This is a genomic window from Candidatus Methylomirabilis sp., from assembly GCA_036000645.1.
GTDB lineage: Bacteria > Methylomirabilota > Methylomirabilia > Methylomirabilales > JACPAU01 > JACPAU01.
The window spans coordinates 22,961-37,318 of sequence record DASYVA010000034.1; the positions used below are offsets into that span (position 1 = coordinate 22,961).

Sequence of the window (14,358 nt, forward strand, 5' to 3'; positions counted from 1 at the left end):
GAGGCTCTTGCAGCGATGGGGAGGGAGAGCCGCCTCATGGACCGGCGGACGGTCCTGAAGCTGGGGCTCGGCGCGGCGCTCACCGCCGGCTGCGCGAGCCCCCGCGGGCCCGCGCGCCCCGTCGAGCGCGACCCCGGGCTGCGAGAGCGGGAGCGGCACCTGGTGGACGTTCGGCAGCTCACCTTCGGCGGCCAGAACGCCGAGGCCTACTTCTCCCCTGACGGCAGGCAGCTCATCTTCCAGGCGACCCGGGACGGCTTCGTCTGTGATCAGATTTTCCTGATGAACCTGGACGGCTCCGGCCTCCGGCTCCTCAGCACCGGGAAGGGGCGGACCACCTGCTCCTTCTTCGTGCCGGGCCAGTCGCGGTTCATCTATGCCTCGACCCACCTGGGCGGCCCGGCCTGCCCGCCCCGGCCCGACCTGAGCCGCGGCTACATCTGGCCCATCTATCCCGACTACGAGATCTTCAGCGCGGCCCTCGACGGCTCCGACCTGCGCCGGCTCACCCACAACGTCGGGTACGACGCGGAGGGGGCGGTCTCCCCGGACGGGAAGACCGTCGTCTTCACGTCGCTGCGGGAGGGGGACCTGGACCTGTACCTGATGGACCTGGACGGGGGGAGCGTCCGGCGCCTCACCGACCGGCCCGGGTACGACGGCGGCCCCTTCTTCTCCTGGGACGGGGGGACGATCGTGTACCGGGCCTGGCACCCGAAGGCGCCCAGCGAGCTCAAGGAGTACCAGGACCTCCTCGCCCGCCACCTGGTCCGGCCGAGCAGGATGGAGCTCTTCCTCATGGACGCGGAGGGGGGGAACATCCGCCAGGTGACGGACCTCCGCGCGGCCTCCTTCGCCCCCTTCCTGCACCCGGACGGGCAGCGGATCATCTTCTCGAGCAACCTGCACGACCCGAGCGGCCGGACCTTCGCGCTCTACCTGATCCGCGCCGATGGGACCCACCTAGAGCGGGTCACGTACGGCGAGTCCTTTGCCGCGTTCCCGATGTTCTCCCGGGACGGCCGGATGCTGGTCTTTTCCTCGACCCGCGACCAGCAGGCGCCGGGAGAGATGAACATTTTCCTGGCCGACTGGGCCGACTGACGAACGCCCGCAACGATCCGGAAGCAGGACACGTCCGCCAAGAGGGAGATCGCCATGAAGGCGGTAACGGTCACTCCCGGCAAGTCGCAGAGCGCCACGCTCCGTGAGATGCCGACTCCCACCCCCTCCCGGGGGGAAGTCCTGGTCCGGCTGATCCAGGTGGGGCTCGACGGCACCGACGCCGAGATTGACGAAGGGCTGTACGGGGAGGCGCCCGCGGGCGAGGACTTGCTGATCCTCGGCCACGAATCCCTCGGGCAGGTCGAGCGGGTCGGGGCGGAGAGCAAGAGCTTCGTTCCCGGGGATCTGGTCGTGGCGACCGTGCGGCGTCCCGGCGACTGCCTGAACTGTCAGGCGGGCGAGAGCGATATGTGCCTCGACGGCCGATACACGGAGCGGGGAATCAAGGGGCGCCACGGCTTCATGGCCGAGTACTACGTGGAGGCCCCCGAGTTCCTCGTGAAGCTCCCGCCGCGGTTCAAGCGGTTCGGGGTCCTCCTGGAGCCGATGACGATCGTGGAGAAGGGCATCGCCCAGAGCCTCGAGATCCAGAAGCGGATGCGCTGGAACCCGGAGCGCGCCCTCGTGCTCGGCGCGGGGACGATCGGGCTCTTCGCAGCCCTCGTGCTCCGGAACCTGGGGCTCGAGGTCACCGTTGTCGGACGCGAGGACCCGGATGTCCCCTCCCTCCGGCTCGAGCTCCTCCGGGCCATCGGGGCCCGCTACCTGTCGAGCGTCCGCTCCCCCATCCTGGAGCTCCCGAGGCGACTCGGCAACCTCGACCTGATCCTCGAGGCCACGGGGAGCTCCCAGGTCGTCTTCGACGCCATGCAGGTCCTGGGGACCAACGGCGTCCTCTGCCTGATGGGGATCACCGGCGGCACCCGGACGATCAGCATCCCCGCGGACCGCATCAATCTCGAGATGGTGCTGGGCAACAAGGTGGTCTTCGGGTCGGTCAACGCCAACCGGCGCTACTTCGAGCTCGGCGTCCAGCACTTCGGCGAGTTCGAGGAGAAGTGGCCGGGCCTCCTGTCCCGGCTCATCACGCAGCGCCTCCCCCTCGACCGGTTCCGCGAGGGCCTGGAGCGCCGCCGCGAGCACATCAAGGTCGTGCTCGAAGTCTGAGAGGCGGCCACACGCCGCAGGAGAGGAATCCGATGGCGGGAGCCCAGCGCTTCGACGTCATCATCATCGGTACCGGCGCCGGGGGCGGAACGCTGGGATACGCCCTGGCACCGACCGGCAAGCGGATCCTGCTCCTGGAGCGGGGTGGATACCTCCCCCGCGAGAAGGACAACTGGGACACGCACGCCGTCTTCACCCAGGGGAAGTACAAGGCCCACGAGACCTGGTACGACAGGGACGGGAAGGAGTTCCATCCCGGCATCCACTACTGCGTGGGGGGCAACACGAAGGTCTACGGGGCGGCGCTCCTCCGCTTCCGCCGCGAGGACTTCGGTGAGATCCACCATGCCGGCGGGATCTCCCCCGCCTGGCCCCTCGGCTACGAGGACTTCGAGCCGTACTACACTCGAGCGGAGCACCTCTACCACGTGCACGGGGCGCGCGGCCTCGATCCCACGGAGCCGCCGGCCAGCGGCCCGTACCGCTACCCCCCGGTCCGCAGCGAGCCGCGCGTCCAGGAGCTCGCCGACGACCTGCGCCGCATCGGCCACCGGCCCTTCTCCGTCCCGCTCGGCATCATGCTGGACGAGGAGGACCGGAGCCGGAGCCGCTGCATCCGGTGCGACACCTGCGACGGCTTCCCCTGCCTCGTCAACGCCAAGGCCGACGCCCACATCGTCTGCGTGGAGCCGGCCCTGCAGCATCCGAACGTGACGCTCCTCACCCGCACCACCGTGACGCGCCTCGAGACGGACGCCTCCGGGCGCGCGGTCACCACCGTGCACGTGCAGCAGGGCGGCGTCCCGGAGTCCTATGCGGCCGACATCGTGGTCGTCGCCTGCGGCGCGATCAACTCGGCCGCCCTCCTGCTCCGCTCCGCCACCGACAGGCACCCGAACGGGCTGGCGAACGCTTCGGGCGTTGTCGGCCGCCACTACATGTGCCACAACAACTCGGCCTTCCTCGCCATCTCCAAGCGGCCGAACCCCACGGTCTTCCAGAAGACGATCGCCCTGAACGACTTCTACTTCCGCTCCGAGGACTGGAGCTACCCGCTGGGCCACATCCAGATGCTCGGCAAGTCCAACGCCGAGATGCTGAAGGGCGATGCCCCGGTCTTCGCCCCCGGCCTCGCCCTCGATTTCCTCGCCAGGCACGCCATCGACTTCTGGCTGACCTCCGAGGACCTGCCCGATCCCGAAAACCGCGTGATGATCGGACCGAATGGCGAGATCACGCTTCATTACCGCGAGAACAACCTCGAGGGGCACCAGCGCCTGGCCGCGAAGCTCAAGAGCCTGCTCGGCCGGATCGGCTGCGAGGACCGGCTGCTCCCCTGCACGTTCTACCTGGGGAAGAAGATCCCGATCGCCGGCACGGCTCACCAGTGCGGGACGGTCCGGTTCGGCCGCGACCCCGAGACCTCCGCCCTCGACATTCACTGTAAGGCCCACGACCTGGACAACCTCTACGTCGTGGACGGCAGCTTCTTCGTCTCGAGCACCGCGGTGAATCCCGCCCTGACGATCATGGCCAACGCGCTGCGCGTCGCAGACCACCTGCGGGAGCGGCTTGGCTGAGGAGGACCCAGCGGTCATGAAATACGACGCGATCGTGATCGGCTCCGGGCAGGCGGGCAACCCCCTCACCCATGATCTGGCCGACCGCGGCTGGCGCGTGGCCCTGATCGAGAAGGAGCACCTGGGGGGGACCTGCATCAATACCGGGTGCACCCCGACGAAGACGATGGTCGCGTCCGCCCAGGTGGCGCACTACGCCCGCAACGCCGCCCGGTGGGGCGTGCGGACGGGCCCGGTCAGCGTGGACCTGCCCCGGATCGTCGCCCGGAAGGATGAGGTCGTCCAGCGGTTCCGGTCGGGCAAGGAGGAGGCGTTCGGCAGCAACAAGAACGTGCGCCTCTATCGCGGGCACGGCCGATTCGTGGATCCCCGCCGGCTCCAGGTCGGGGGGGAGGTCCTGGAAAGCGAGCGGATCTTCATCAACACGGGCACCCGCCCGGGGACCCCCCGGCTCGACGGCCTGGACCGGGCCGGCTACCTGACCAACGCAACGCTCATGGAGCTGACCGAGCTGCCCGCCCACCTGCTCGTCCTCGGGGCCGGGTACATCGGGCTCGAGTTCGGGCAGATGTTCCGGCGCTTCGGCAGCCGCGTGACGATCGTGCACCGCGGCGACCAGATCCTGCCGCGGGAGGACCCGGACATCGCGGTGGGACTGCAACAGGCGCTCGAGACCGAAGGGATCCGCTTCGTCCTGAATGCCCGGACGACCCGCGTGGAGCGGAAGGATGGCGAGGTCACCCTGACCCTCGACGCCCCCGACGCGACGCGGGCGGTGAGCGGCTCCCACCTGCTCGTGGCCGCCGGGCGGTTGCCCAACACCGACGACCTCGGGCTGGAGCAAGCCGGCGTGGAGACCGACAAGCGCGGGTACATCAAGGTGAACGCCCGCCTCGAGACCACCGTGCCCGGCATCTGGGCTCTGGGCGACGTCAAGGGCGGCCCGGCGTTCACCCACATCTCCTACCACGACTACCAGATCGTCTATGCGAACCTCATCGAGGGCCAGAGCCTCTCCACCGAGAACCGCATCGTCCCCTACTCGCTCTTCACCGACCCGCAACTGGGCCGCGTCGGCCTGACCGAGACGGAGGCGCGGGCGGCGGGCTACCGGCTGAAGATCGGGAAGATCCCCATGACCTGGGTCGCCCGCGCCATCGAGCGGGATGAGACCGCGGGGCTGATGAAGCTCGTCGTGGACGCGGCCAGCGACCGGGTGCTCGGCGCGGCCATCCTCGCCCTGGAGGGAGGCGAATTGATCCAGATCCTGAGCACCCTCATGCTGGCCCGCGCCCCCTACACGCTGCTGAAGGGCGCCATCTACATCCACCCGACCCTCGCCGAGGGGTTCTATACGTTGATGGACGCGGTCAAGCCGGCCGAGGAAGGGCCGAGGGTCCCGGAAGAGATGCCATCGTGACCAGGGAAGAGCAACGCCTAGAGGAGTCGCGCGAGCGCAGGGTTCACTGGAAGCGCTGGGGGCCCTACCTCAGCGAGCGCGCCTGGGGGACCGTGCGCGAGGACTACAGCCCCTCCGGAACCGCCTGGGACTACCTCCCTCACGACCACGCCCGCTCGAAGGCCTACCGGTGGAACGAGGACGGCCTCGCCGGCATCTCGGACCGGCACCAACTGATCTGCTTCGCCATCGCCCTCTGGAACGGCCGCGACCCCATCCTCAAGGAGCGCCTCTTCGGCCTGACCGGCAACGAGGGGAACCACGGCGAGGACGGGAAGGAGCAGTACTTCTACCTCGACAGCACGCCCACCCACTCCTACATGAGATCCCTCTACAAGTACCCGCAGGCGGCCTTTCCGTACACGGAGCTCGTGGCGGAGAACCGGCGCCGGGACAAGGGGAGCCCCGAGTACGAGCTCCTGGACACGGGCGTCTTCGATGAGAACCGGTACTTCGACGTCTTCATCGAGTACGCCAAGGCGAGCGCCGAGGAGATCCTCGTCCGCATCAGCGTGGCGAACCGCGGGCCCGAGGCTGCTTCGCTGCACCTGCTGCCGACCCTCTGGTTCCGCAACACCTGGTCCTGGGGGCGCGATCCGCGGCGCCCCCAACTCCGCCAGGCCGACCCCGCCTCGGGCACGTGCGGGGTCGAGCTCGACCATCCCGCCTACGGCCGGCGCTGGCTCCTCTGCGGCGGGACGCCCGGCCTTCTCTTCACCGAGAACGAGACGAACTTCCGCCGGCTCTACGGGGTCGAGAACGGCTCCCCCTACGTGAAGGACGCCATCAACGACTACATCGTCCACGGCGTGAAGGAGGCGGTAAACCGCGAAGGCGTGGGGACGAAGATGGCCGCGCACTACCCCCTGCACGTCGGCCCGGGCGAGGCTGTCACTGTCCGGCTCCAGCTCACCGACCGCGCCCCGGGGGCCGGGCCCCCCTCATTTGGACCCGAGTTCGACGCGACGTTCGCCGAGCGCCAGCGCGAGGCCGACGAGTTCTATGCGACGGTGATCCCCAGCAGCCTCTCGGCGGACGCGCAGAACGTCATGCGCCAGGCGTTCGCGGGGCTCCTCTGGTCCAAGCAGTTCTACCACTACGTGGTCAAGGACTGGCTCGAGGGCGATCCCGCCTATCCCCCGCCGCCCCGGGAGCGGTTCCGCGGGCGCAACCACGAGTGGACGCACTTATACAACGCCGACGTCATCTCCATGCCGGACAAGTGGGAGTACCCCTGGTACGCCGCCTGGGACTTGGCCTTCCACTGCATCCCCCTGGCGTTGGTGGACTCCGATTTCGCCAAGGAGCAGCTCGTGCTGATGCTGCGCGAGTGGTACATGCACCCGAACGGGCAGTTACCGGCCTACGAGTGGGCCCTCGGGGACGTGAACCCGCCGGTCCACGCCTGGGCGGCCTGGCGGGTCTATAAGATCGAGAAGAAGCGGCGCGGCGTCGGCGACCGCCAGTTCCTCCAGCGCGTCTTCCACAAGCTCATGCTCAACTTCACCTGGTGGGTGAACCGGAAGGACGCCGAGGGCATGAACATCTTCCAGGGGGGCTTCCTGGGCCTGGACAACATCGGCGTCTTCGACCGGAGCGCCCCGCTGCCCACCGGCGGCCACATCGAGCAGTCGGACGGGACGTCCTGGATGGCGATGTACACCCTGAACATGCTGGCGATCGCGATGGAGCTGGCCCGGGAGGACCCGGCTTACGAGGACGTCGCGAGCAAATTCTGGGAGCACTTCATGTACATCGCCCACGCCATGAACAACCGAGGCGGCGAGGGGATCGAACTGTGGGACGAATCCGACGGCTTCTACTACGACGTGCTCCACCTGCCGAACGGCGACCATTTCTTCCTGAAGGTGCGCTCCATGGTGGGCCTGATCCCGGTGTTCGCCGTCCAAACGTTGGAGCCCGACCTGATGGACCGCCTCCCCGGCTTCAAGCAGCGCCTGGAGTGGTTCATTGACAACCGGCCAGACTTGACCGGCAACTGCGCGTGCATGAGGACCCCGGGCCAGGAGGAACGTCGGCTCCTCTCCATCGTGGATCCCGACCGGCTCCGTCGCGTGCTGAACGTCATGCTCGATGAGCGGGAGTTCCTCTCCCCCTACGGCATCCGCGCCATCTCGCGGTTCCACAAGGAGCACCCGTATGTCCTCTCCGTCAACGGGATGGAGCACCGGGTGGACTACGAGCCGGCCGAGTCGAGCACGGGCCTCTTCGGCGGCAACTCGAACTGGCGCGGGCCGATCTGGTTCCCGGTGAACTACCTGCTCATCGAGTCGCTCCAGAAGTTCCACTACTACCTGGGCGACGACTACAAGGTGGAGTGTCCCACCGGCTCCGGGCGGATGATGACCCTGTGGGAGGTGGCCGCGGAGCTCTCCCGCCGCCTCACCCGCATCTTCCTCCGCGGTCCCGAGGGCCGTCGGCCAGTCTACGGGGGGACGGAGGCGTTCCAGCGGGACCCCCACTGGCGCGACCTGGTGCTGTTTTACGAGTATTTCCACGGGGACAACGGGGCGGGGATCGGCGCGAGCCATCAGACCGGCTGGACGGGGCTCGCGGCCAAGCTGCTGCAGCAGAACGGGGAATAAGCCAGAGTCGCGCGGCTCCGGCGGCCCGGCCGCCTAGCCCGCCAGGCTGACCTGGAGGACCCGGCCCTCCTGCGCGAAGTGAATTTTCCCCTCGCGGGCCAGCCAGCCCAGGGCGAGGTAGGTCAGGGACTGGCTCAGACCCGTCTCCCGCTGGATCCGGCCGATGCTCTGGGCACCGCCCGCATCCAGGTACTTCCAGACCTTCCCCGCAGCCTCACCGATGGCGTCGAGCATGACCACCCTCCCGCGCTAATGCAAACGACAGAATGAGTGTGACACGGTCCGGGTCCTGTCGCCGGCGCCGCCCCGGCCCCCGGCCCCCCTGGGGAACCCTCCCGTGGTTCCCCCCCTCGGCCCGAGGCCGATGGGCCCCCCCTCCGCTACGGGGGCCTTTGGGCGGCATCCGGCGCCACCCGGACCGCCTGTCACACGAATTATGGCGTTGATATTAGTCGTGCACACAGAAGTCGCCGAGCCGGGGCCGCACGAGCCGGGCGTAGTCGGCATAGGCCATCGCCACGAGCTCTTCGTGGCTCCCCCCGCGGAAGACGATCTGCGGCAGGGCCGCCACCTCCTGGTCCACGAGAGTCTCCAGGCCGTACAGGCTGCCGAAGGGAGGCATAGCCCCCGCATCGCAGTCCGGAAAGAGGGGGGAGAACTCGGCTTCCCGGGCCAGGCTCACGTCCGCCGCCCCAAGGATCCCCCGAAGGCGCTCCGTGCTCACCTTGCAGGCCGCGGGGAGGACGGCCAGGGCGAAGGTGCTCCCTCGCTTCACGACCACCACCTTCGCCAACGCCTTCCCCGAAACGTGGGCGGCGGCGGCGGTCTCCTGGGCCGTAAACGTTTCGACGTGCGTGGTGACCCGGTACGCCACCCGCTCCTTGTCCAGGAACTCCTTCAGCCGCTTGACGATGGCCATGGGGCACCCTCCCTCGGGCCGGGGAGACGCTCTCCGGCCGCCCGGTCCCGGGGCGGCGGGGGCTCGGCGGGGCGCAGCCGCGTCCCGCGATGCACGCGGCGGAATCGCCACGCCCCTCAGGGGGAGAAGCCAGCGGGGCGCGCGGCGGATGGTTGGAGAAGGGCGGCGGCCCCGCAGGGAGAACAGGAGGCCTGGTCCGAGAATACGCCAGGCCCGGCCGGCCCACAAGGAAAAGGTGGAGTCCGGCGCTGCCGGGGGAGGGAGGGGGCGATCACCTCAGGGCGGCGCGGGCTCAGTGCTTGCGCGAGCCGCGGCGAGCAGAGAGGAGACGGCGGATCCGGTCCACCTGGGCGAGATGGTTGAGGTCGTGGGCGGCCTCCCACTCCACCAGGTCGCGGAAGGTGATGCGCCCTCGCTCCTGGTGGATGCCGAACCGGGTCCAGGAGGAGCGGGGGGTCTTCCGAATCAGTGCCAGGTGGCGCCGGCGAAGCGCGGCGAAGGTCTCGAGGGCCACCTTCGGCTCCTGCCGGCGGTAGGCCATCTCGCTCGCCCAGAGGTCCTGGTCGAACGCGGTCAGGGGAGAGCCCGACTGGGCCAGGATCATGCGGTAGCGCCAGCCGTTCACCACCTCCACGTCGGCCAGGTGGCAGATGATTTCCCGGATGGACCACTTGTCGGGAGCCGGGCGCCTCGCAAGGTCCGTCTGGCTCACACCCGCCATCGCCCGCCGCAGACGGCCCGCGGTAGCCGCCTGGATGCGCATTGCGCCCTGCTTCCGGACCAGGTCGAGGTACCCCACCGTGCCCCGAGCGTCCCGCTGGATCCTGGCCGCATCTGCCATCCCATGCCCCCTTTCCGTCTCTCCGCAGACGCCCCACGATACCCGAGGCCGGGCGCACGGGCAAGCCCTGCCCCTTGCGTCCCTCCCGCTCCCAACCTAAGATTGAGGTACCCCAGCCGGGGACGGAAGAGGAGGAAGGGGGCGGCGATGCGTGCGGTGCGGCGAGCGGTCTCGAGAGAGTGGCGGTTTGCGATTCTCCTGGCGCTCCTCGCGGCGCTCGCAGCCTCCTGCGCCACCGCCCCCGTCACCCACCGCTCCCAGTTGATCCTGGTCTCCTCCGCCTACGAGGCCCAGCTCGGAGCCCAGGCCTTCGAGGCCGTCGGCAAGAAGGGCAAGCGCTCCCGCGATCCCGCGCCCATCGCCGTCGTCGAGCGGATCGGGAGCCGGATCGCCGCCGCCTCGGCGCTCCAGGCCAACTGGGAGTTCGCCGTCTTCGAGGACGACAAGCAGGTCAACGCCTTCGCGCTGCCCGGAGGGAAGGTCGGGGTCTACACGGGCATCTTCCCGGTCGCGGAGACGGAGGCCGGCCTGGCCGCCGTCCTGGCCCACGAGGTGGGGCACGTCATCGCCCGGCACGGGGCGGAGCGGCTGAGCCAGGGCCTGCTGCTTCAGTTCGGGGCTGCGGCGATCCAGATCGGGATGGGGGCGAACAACCCCGCGGTGACCAACGGGGTGCTCCAGGCCTACGGCCTCGGCGCCACGATCGGCGTCCTACTCCCCTGGGGCCGGACTCAGGAATCGGAAGCGGATCGCATCGGCCTCGTCCTCATGGCCGAGGCCGGCTACGATCCGCACGCCGCCCTCAGCCTGTGGGAGCGCATGGAGAAGCGGGACGGAAAGCAGCGGGCCCCGGAGTTCCTCTCGACCCACCCGGGGCCGGGCCAGCGGGCCGAGAACATCCGGGCCTGGCTCCCGGAAGCCCTCGCCCAGTACCGCCCGGCGCCGGAGCAGGTCGCGCAGGGGAACCGGCCCCTCCCTCCCCTCGGCAAGGCACGGGCGGTCGCCGTCCCGGCGCCGGCGGCCCCTCCCACCCCCACGATCCGCGAGGCACGCTGGGAACGGGAAGGGAGCGCCGACCTCCGCTTCGTCTTCGCCCTGGACCGCCCGGTCGCCCTGGAGGGGGCCGAGATCCGCGGCCCCGAGGGGATCCTCTACCAGGTCTTCCTGGGGACCCGCCTCGAGGCCAATCAGCGGGAGGTCATCACCCTCCCCGCTGGGGCCGCCCCGGGCGGTGTCCCGCCCCCCGGCACCTACACCCTTACCCTCACGGGCCGCTTCCCCGATCCCGCCGGCCAGCGGTTCACCGCCGAGCGGACCTATTCCGTGCGATGACCCTCGCCGGCCCGCCCCCGCGACTCGCCGCCCCGGCCCGTCAGTAGGCCGCCGCCTCCTCGGGGGCAAGGCGGGCGGGCCGTCCCTCCCGGATCAACAGGCTGAGCCCGGCGGCCACGAAGGCGAGGACCGCCGCGGAGAGGAACGCCAGGGCGTAGGAGCCGGTCGCGTCGAAGATCCAGCCCCCGACCCACGCCCCCGCCGCCGCCCCCACCTGATGGCTCAGGAAGATCCAACCGAAGAGGACACCCACCGAGAACCGCCCGAAGAGGTCGGCCGTGAGGGTGGAGGTGGGGGGGACAGTCGCGATGTAGTTCAGGCCGAAGAGGACGGCCCAGACGTTCAGGGATACGGGCGTGTCCACCGTGATCAGGTACAGGATGGAGACCCCGCGGAAGAAGTAGAAGCAGGCCAGCGGAACCTTCTTGCCGAAGCGGTCGCAGAGGTAGCCGGAGGCGAGCGTCCCCACCACGTTCATGGCCCCCATGAGGCCGATCGCCGCCGCCGCCGTCATCTCCCCCAGCCCCCGGTCTACGGCGTACGGGACCACGTGCGTCCCGATCATCCCGTTGCTCGTGTAGCCGCAGACGAAGAACCCCCCCGCCAGATACCAGAAGTCGGCGGACCGGATCGCCTCCCTCACCGCCGTCCGTCGCTCGGGCGCGAGAGCGGCTCCGGCTGCGCGCCCGGCGGGAGCGGGAGCCGCGGCCCCGTAGGGGCGGAGTCCCTTCTCCCCCGGGTCGTCCCGCAGGAGCCACATGGTGAGGGGAGCCACCAGGAACACCAGGATCGCCCCGAGCCAGACGAAGGATTGCCGCCAGCCCAACTGGAGCGTGAGGCCCATGGCGAGCGGGATGAAGAGGAGCTGCCCGGCGGAGGTCCCGGCCCCCGCGATCCCCATCATGAGGGCGCGCCGCTGCTCGAACCAGCGGGCGGCGATCGCGGACGCCGTGACGATGGCGGCCCCGCCCGCTCCCACCGCCGTGAAGATCCCCGCCCACAGGTACAGATGCCAGAGCCGCGTGACGGTGGCCGAGAGGAGCGCCCCCGCGCCGCAGAGCAGGACGCTCAGCGCCAATACGCGCCGCGGGCCGTAGCGGTCCACCAGGCGCCCGATGAAGGGCCCGATGGCGCCGTAGATCAGGAGCGAGAACGCGGCGGCGAGGGCGATGGCGCCCCGCTCCCACCCGAAGTCGCGCTCGAGGGGTTTGATGAAGACCCCGAAGGACGACCGGACGCCCGAGGCGGCCAGCAGGGCGAGGAAGGTGACCCCCGCGACCACCCAGGCGTAGTGCAGGCGCCCGCCGTGACTGTTCGTCGGCATCGTTCTCTCGCTCCAGGTGGGCGCAGCGACCCGTCCGTCCCCGCGGCCGCGTTTGCCCCTATAGATGCCCCGGATCCAAATTCGATGCGCCCCCTACAGGGGCCAGCGCTCCATCCGGTAGGACATGTCCCAGAACCCGTACTCGTAGCGGCTGCTGGTCATGAAGTGGCGGCGCATGCGGTCCCGCTCGGCCCGCCCCGCCCCCTCCGCCAGGCGGTCGGTGAGGCCCCGGAGCCAGCGCGCCAGCTTGCCGAAGTCGGCGCTGCTGTAGGTCCGGATCCAGTCCCCGTAGGGGTTGGCCCGGCCGCCCCGCTGCCCCTTCGCGAGGACGGTGCCCAGCTCCCAGTATCCCCACTGGCAGGGCAGGAGCGCGGCGCACAGCTCCGCGAGGGTGCCGGAGGCCGCCACGTGGAGGAGATGCCGGGTGTAGGCGTGCGCGGTGGGGGCGGGGACGGTCCGCTCCAGGGCCGCCGGGCTCACGCCGAAGCGCCGCGCGGAGCGCCGATGCAGATCCATCTCGGTGTGCAAGGTCGCGTGGAGGAGGGCGGCGAACTCCCCCATGGTCTGCAGGTCCTCCGCTCGAGCCACCGCGAGGGCCAGGACCCGGCTGTACTCCACCAGGAAGACGTAATCCTGGCAGAGGTAGAACCGGAAGCGCCGCCTCGTGAGACGGCCGCTCCCGATCCCCCGGACGAAGGGATGCGCGGCGATCTTCCGCCAGATGGGATCCGCCTTCCGCCGCAGCTCCGCCGTGAAGGCCATCCGTCCGTCCTCCCTCTCAGGGCCTGAGCCCGACCCCTTCGGGCCGGACCGCCGCCTCCCGCTCCCCGGCCCCGCCGATCCCCCACCAGGCGAGGGCCGCCCCCGCCCCGGTCAGGAGCCCCGTGGCGACGAACGCTCCGCCGAGGCCGAACGCGTCCGCCAGGAGCCCGGCCAGGGCCGGCCCGCCCGTCATCCCGATGGCGTAGAAGGCCTGAAACGCCCCCATGGCCGTGGCCCGCTCGCCGGCGCCGGCCTCCTGAAGGCTCAGGGCCATCAGGACAGGGAAGAGCGCGCCGCGGCCCACTCCTCCGACCGCCTGTGAGAGGACGAGGAGGGAGAAGTCCGTGATGGCCGGGATGACCAGGGTGCCGAGGGCGGCGATCGTGAGGCCGGCCGTGACCACCACGCGATGGCCGAGGGTCCGCGCCAGCACGCCGCCCGCCAGGAAGCTCGCCGCCGTATAGGTCAGGATGCTCACCGTCGTGAGGACCCCTAACTCGGCCTAGGAGGCGCCGAGGCCCACGGCGTAGATCGGCGTGAAGCCGTAGACGGTCACGTACGTGGAGAACATCCCCACGGCCGCGAGACCTGACGCCAGGAGAAGCCCGCGGCGCGCCAGCGGGGCCAGCGCCTCGCGCAGGGACAGGGCCGCCGATCGCCGCCGCCCGGCCTCGGGCAGTCCGGCGGCGACCACCGCCCCCGCGCCCGCCAGCAGGGCTCCGGCGTAAAAGGGGGCCACCCACCCCCACCGCTCGGCCAGGAGACCCCCGACGGCGGTCGCGAGGATCTGGGCGAGCCCGGAGACCCCGACGGCGATCCCCATGGCCCGGCTGGTGGCCCCCGCAGGAAAGTAGCCGGCGAAAAGGACCGTGAAGGCGACCCAGGACGCGGCAGCGGCCCCGGCGACGCCCCGGAAGACGAGGAGCGCCCCCGCCCCCGGGGCGAAGCTGAGGCCGAGGCCGCTCGCCAGGGCGAGGAGGAAGCCGGCCACGATGAAGGGACGGCACCTCCCGTGGCGATCCGCCCAGAGCCCCAGCGGGATGCGCAGGGCGAACTGTGTGAAGCCATAGGCGGCCAGAATGAGGCCGATCACGGTGAGAGAAGCCCCCAGGACCTGCGCGTAGGGGGCCAGGGTGGGAACATACACGTAGAGCGACCCCCAGAACAGGAGGGTCGCGGCGCAGAAGCGCAGAAGGGTGCCCCGCCCGGCCGTCCCTTCCATTTCCCGTCTCCCAAGGGCGTTTCAGACGGTTCCCGGGCAGGCGTCGTAGAACCCGACACCGGGCCTGGCGCCGGCCACCGG

At 70.4% G+C, this 14,358-nt stretch carries 12 protein-coding genes and 1 pseudogene; 6 read left to right on the top strand and 7 right to left on the bottom strand.

Features of this window, described 5'->3' with window-relative positions; genetic code table 11:
* The first annotated feature begins 15 nt into the window (after positions 1 to 15).
* Genes VGT06_01880 through VGT06_01900 form a run of 5 tightly spaced genes read left to right on the top strand, consistent with a single transcriptional unit; the run spans position 16 to position 7,877 of the window.
* Positions 16 to 1,104, top strand: coding sequence for a hypothetical protein (locus VGT06_01880; GenBank protein ID HEV8661882.1), 1,089 nt, complete (start codon positions 16 to 18; stop codon positions 1,102 to 1,104).
* A 54-nt stretch (positions 1,105 to 1,158) separates the two neighbouring features.
* On the top strand, positions 1,159 to 2,232 hold the full coding sequence (locus VGT06_01885) for a glucose 1-dehydrogenase (GenBank protein HEV8661883.1): 1,074 nt from the start codon (positions 1,159 to 1,161) through the stop codon (positions 2,230 to 2,232).
* 32 nt (positions 2,233 to 2,264) lie between these two features.
* A complete protein-coding gene (locus VGT06_01890; protein HEV8661884.1) occupies positions 2,265 to 3,812 on the top strand; it encodes a GMC family oxidoreductase in 1,548 nt (515 codons plus the stop codon).
* Between the two features lie 16 nt (positions 3,813 to 3,828).
* A complete protein-coding gene (locus tag VGT06_01895) occupies positions 3,829 to 5,232 on the top strand; it encodes a mercuric reductase (protein HEV8661885.1) in 1,404 nt (467 codons plus the stop codon).
* Positions 5,229 to 7,877: a glucosidase gene (locus tag VGT06_01900; GenBank protein ID HEV8661886.1), complete on the top strand. Its 2,649-nt coding sequence runs from the start codon at positions 5,229 to 5,231 to the stop codon at positions 7,875 to 7,877. Before VGT06_01895 ends, VGT06_01900 begins: the two co-directional genes overlap by 4 nt.
* 33 nt (positions 7,878 to 7,910) lie before the next feature.
* Here the strand turns inward: VGT06_01900 and VGT06_01905 are convergent, their stop codons facing one another.
* The 3 genes from VGT06_01905 to VGT06_01915 all read right to left on the bottom strand — a co-directional run bounded on the left by VGT06_01905 (position 7,911) and on the right by VGT06_01915 (position 9,637).
* On the bottom strand, positions 7,911 to 8,111 hold the full coding sequence (locus tag VGT06_01905) for a winged helix-turn-helix domain-containing protein (protein ID HEV8661887.1): 201 nt from the start codon (positions 8,109 to 8,111) through the stop codon (positions 7,911 to 7,913).
* A 214-nt stretch (positions 8,112 to 8,325) separates the two neighbouring features.
* The gene (locus VGT06_01910) at positions 8,326 to 8,796 is read right to left on the bottom strand and encodes a YbaK/EbsC family protein (protein HEV8661888.1); all 471 of its coding nucleotides are present in this window, start codon (positions 8,794 to 8,796) and stop codon (positions 8,326 to 8,328) included.
* Positions 8,797 to 9,088: 292 nt separating this feature from the next.
* Positions 9,089 to 9,637, bottom strand: a complete 549-nt coding sequence (locus VGT06_01915) for a DinB family protein (GenBank protein HEV8661889.1) — start codon at positions 9,635 to 9,637, stop codon at positions 9,089 to 9,091.
* Positions 9,638 to 9,784: 147 nt separating this feature from the next.
* Here VGT06_01915 and VGT06_01920 point away from each other — a divergent pair, with 147 nt between their 5' ends.
* On the top strand, positions 9,785 to 10,969 hold the full coding sequence (locus VGT06_01920) for a M48 family metallopeptidase (protein HEV8661890.1): 1,185 nt from the start codon (positions 9,785 to 9,787) through the stop codon (positions 10,967 to 10,969).
* Positions 10,970 to 11,009: 40 nt separating this feature from the next.
* Here the strand turns inward: VGT06_01920 and VGT06_01925 are convergent, their stop codons facing one another.
* From VGT06_01925 to VGT06_01940, 4 genes and pseudogenes are all read right to left on the bottom strand, one after another.
* A complete protein-coding gene (locus tag VGT06_01925) occupies positions 11,010 to 12,293 on the bottom strand; it encodes an MFS transporter (protein HEV8661891.1) in 1,284 nt (427 codons plus the stop codon).
* Between the two features lie 93 nt (positions 12,294 to 12,386).
* Positions 12,387 to 13,055, bottom strand: a complete 669-nt coding sequence (gene tenA, locus VGT06_01930; protein ID HEV8661892.1) for a thiaminase II — start codon at positions 13,053 to 13,055, stop codon at positions 12,387 to 12,389.
* Positions 13,056 to 13,071: 16 nt separating this feature from the next.
* Positions 13,072 to 13,542: pseudogene (locus tag VGT06_01935) on the bottom strand (MFS transporter).
* 15 nt (positions 13,543 to 13,557) lie between these two features.
* Entirely contained in the window at positions 13,558 to 14,277 is a 720-nt protein-coding gene (locus VGT06_01940; protein ID HEV8661893.1) for an MFS transporter, read from the bottom strand.
* Positions 14,278 to 14,358: the final 81 nt, after the last annotated feature.

Bases quoted from the DNA above. Each gene is read 5' to 3' on its own strand.
- VGT06_01910 (HEV8661888.1), bottom strand. From the start codon at position 8,796: ATGGCCATCGTCAAGCGGCTGAAGGAGTTCCTGGACAAGGAGCGGGTG.
- tenA (HEV8661892.1), bottom strand. From the start codon at position 13,055: ATGGCCTTCACGGCGGAGCTGCGGCGGAAGGCGGATCCCATCTGGCGG.
- VGT06_01940 (HEV8661893.1), bottom strand. From the start codon at position 14,277: ATGGAAGGGACGGCCGGGCGGGGCACCCTTCTGCGCTTCTGCGCCGCG.
- VGT06_01905 (HEV8661887.1), bottom strand. From the start codon at position 8,111: ATGCTCGACGCCATCGGTGAGGCTGCGGGGAAGGTCTGGAAGTACCTG.
- VGT06_01925 (HEV8661891.1), bottom strand. From the start codon at position 12,293: ATGCCGACGAACAGTCACGGCGGGCGCCTGCACTACGCCTGGGTGGTC.
- VGT06_01890 (HEV8661884.1), top strand. From the start codon at position 2,265: ATGGCGGGAGCCCAGCGCTTCGACGTCATCATCATCGGTACCGGCGCC.
- VGT06_01880 (HEV8661882.1), top strand. From the start codon at position 16: ATGGGGAGGGAGAGCCGCCTCATGGACCGGCGGACGGTCCTGAAGCTG.
- VGT06_01885 (HEV8661883.1), top strand. From the start codon at position 1,159: ATGAAGGCGGTAACGGTCACTCCCGGCAAGTCGCAGAGCGCCACGCTC.
- VGT06_01895 (HEV8661885.1), top strand. From the start codon at position 3,829: ATGAAATACGACGCGATCGTGATCGGCTCCGGGCAGGCGGGCAACCCC.
- VGT06_01915 (HEV8661889.1), bottom strand. From the start codon at position 9,637: ATGGCAGATGCGGCCAGGATCCAGCGGGACGCTCGGGGCACGGTGGGG.
- VGT06_01920 (HEV8661890.1), top strand. From the start codon at position 9,785: ATGCGTGCGGTGCGGCGAGCGGTCTCGAGAGAGTGGCGGTTTGCGATT.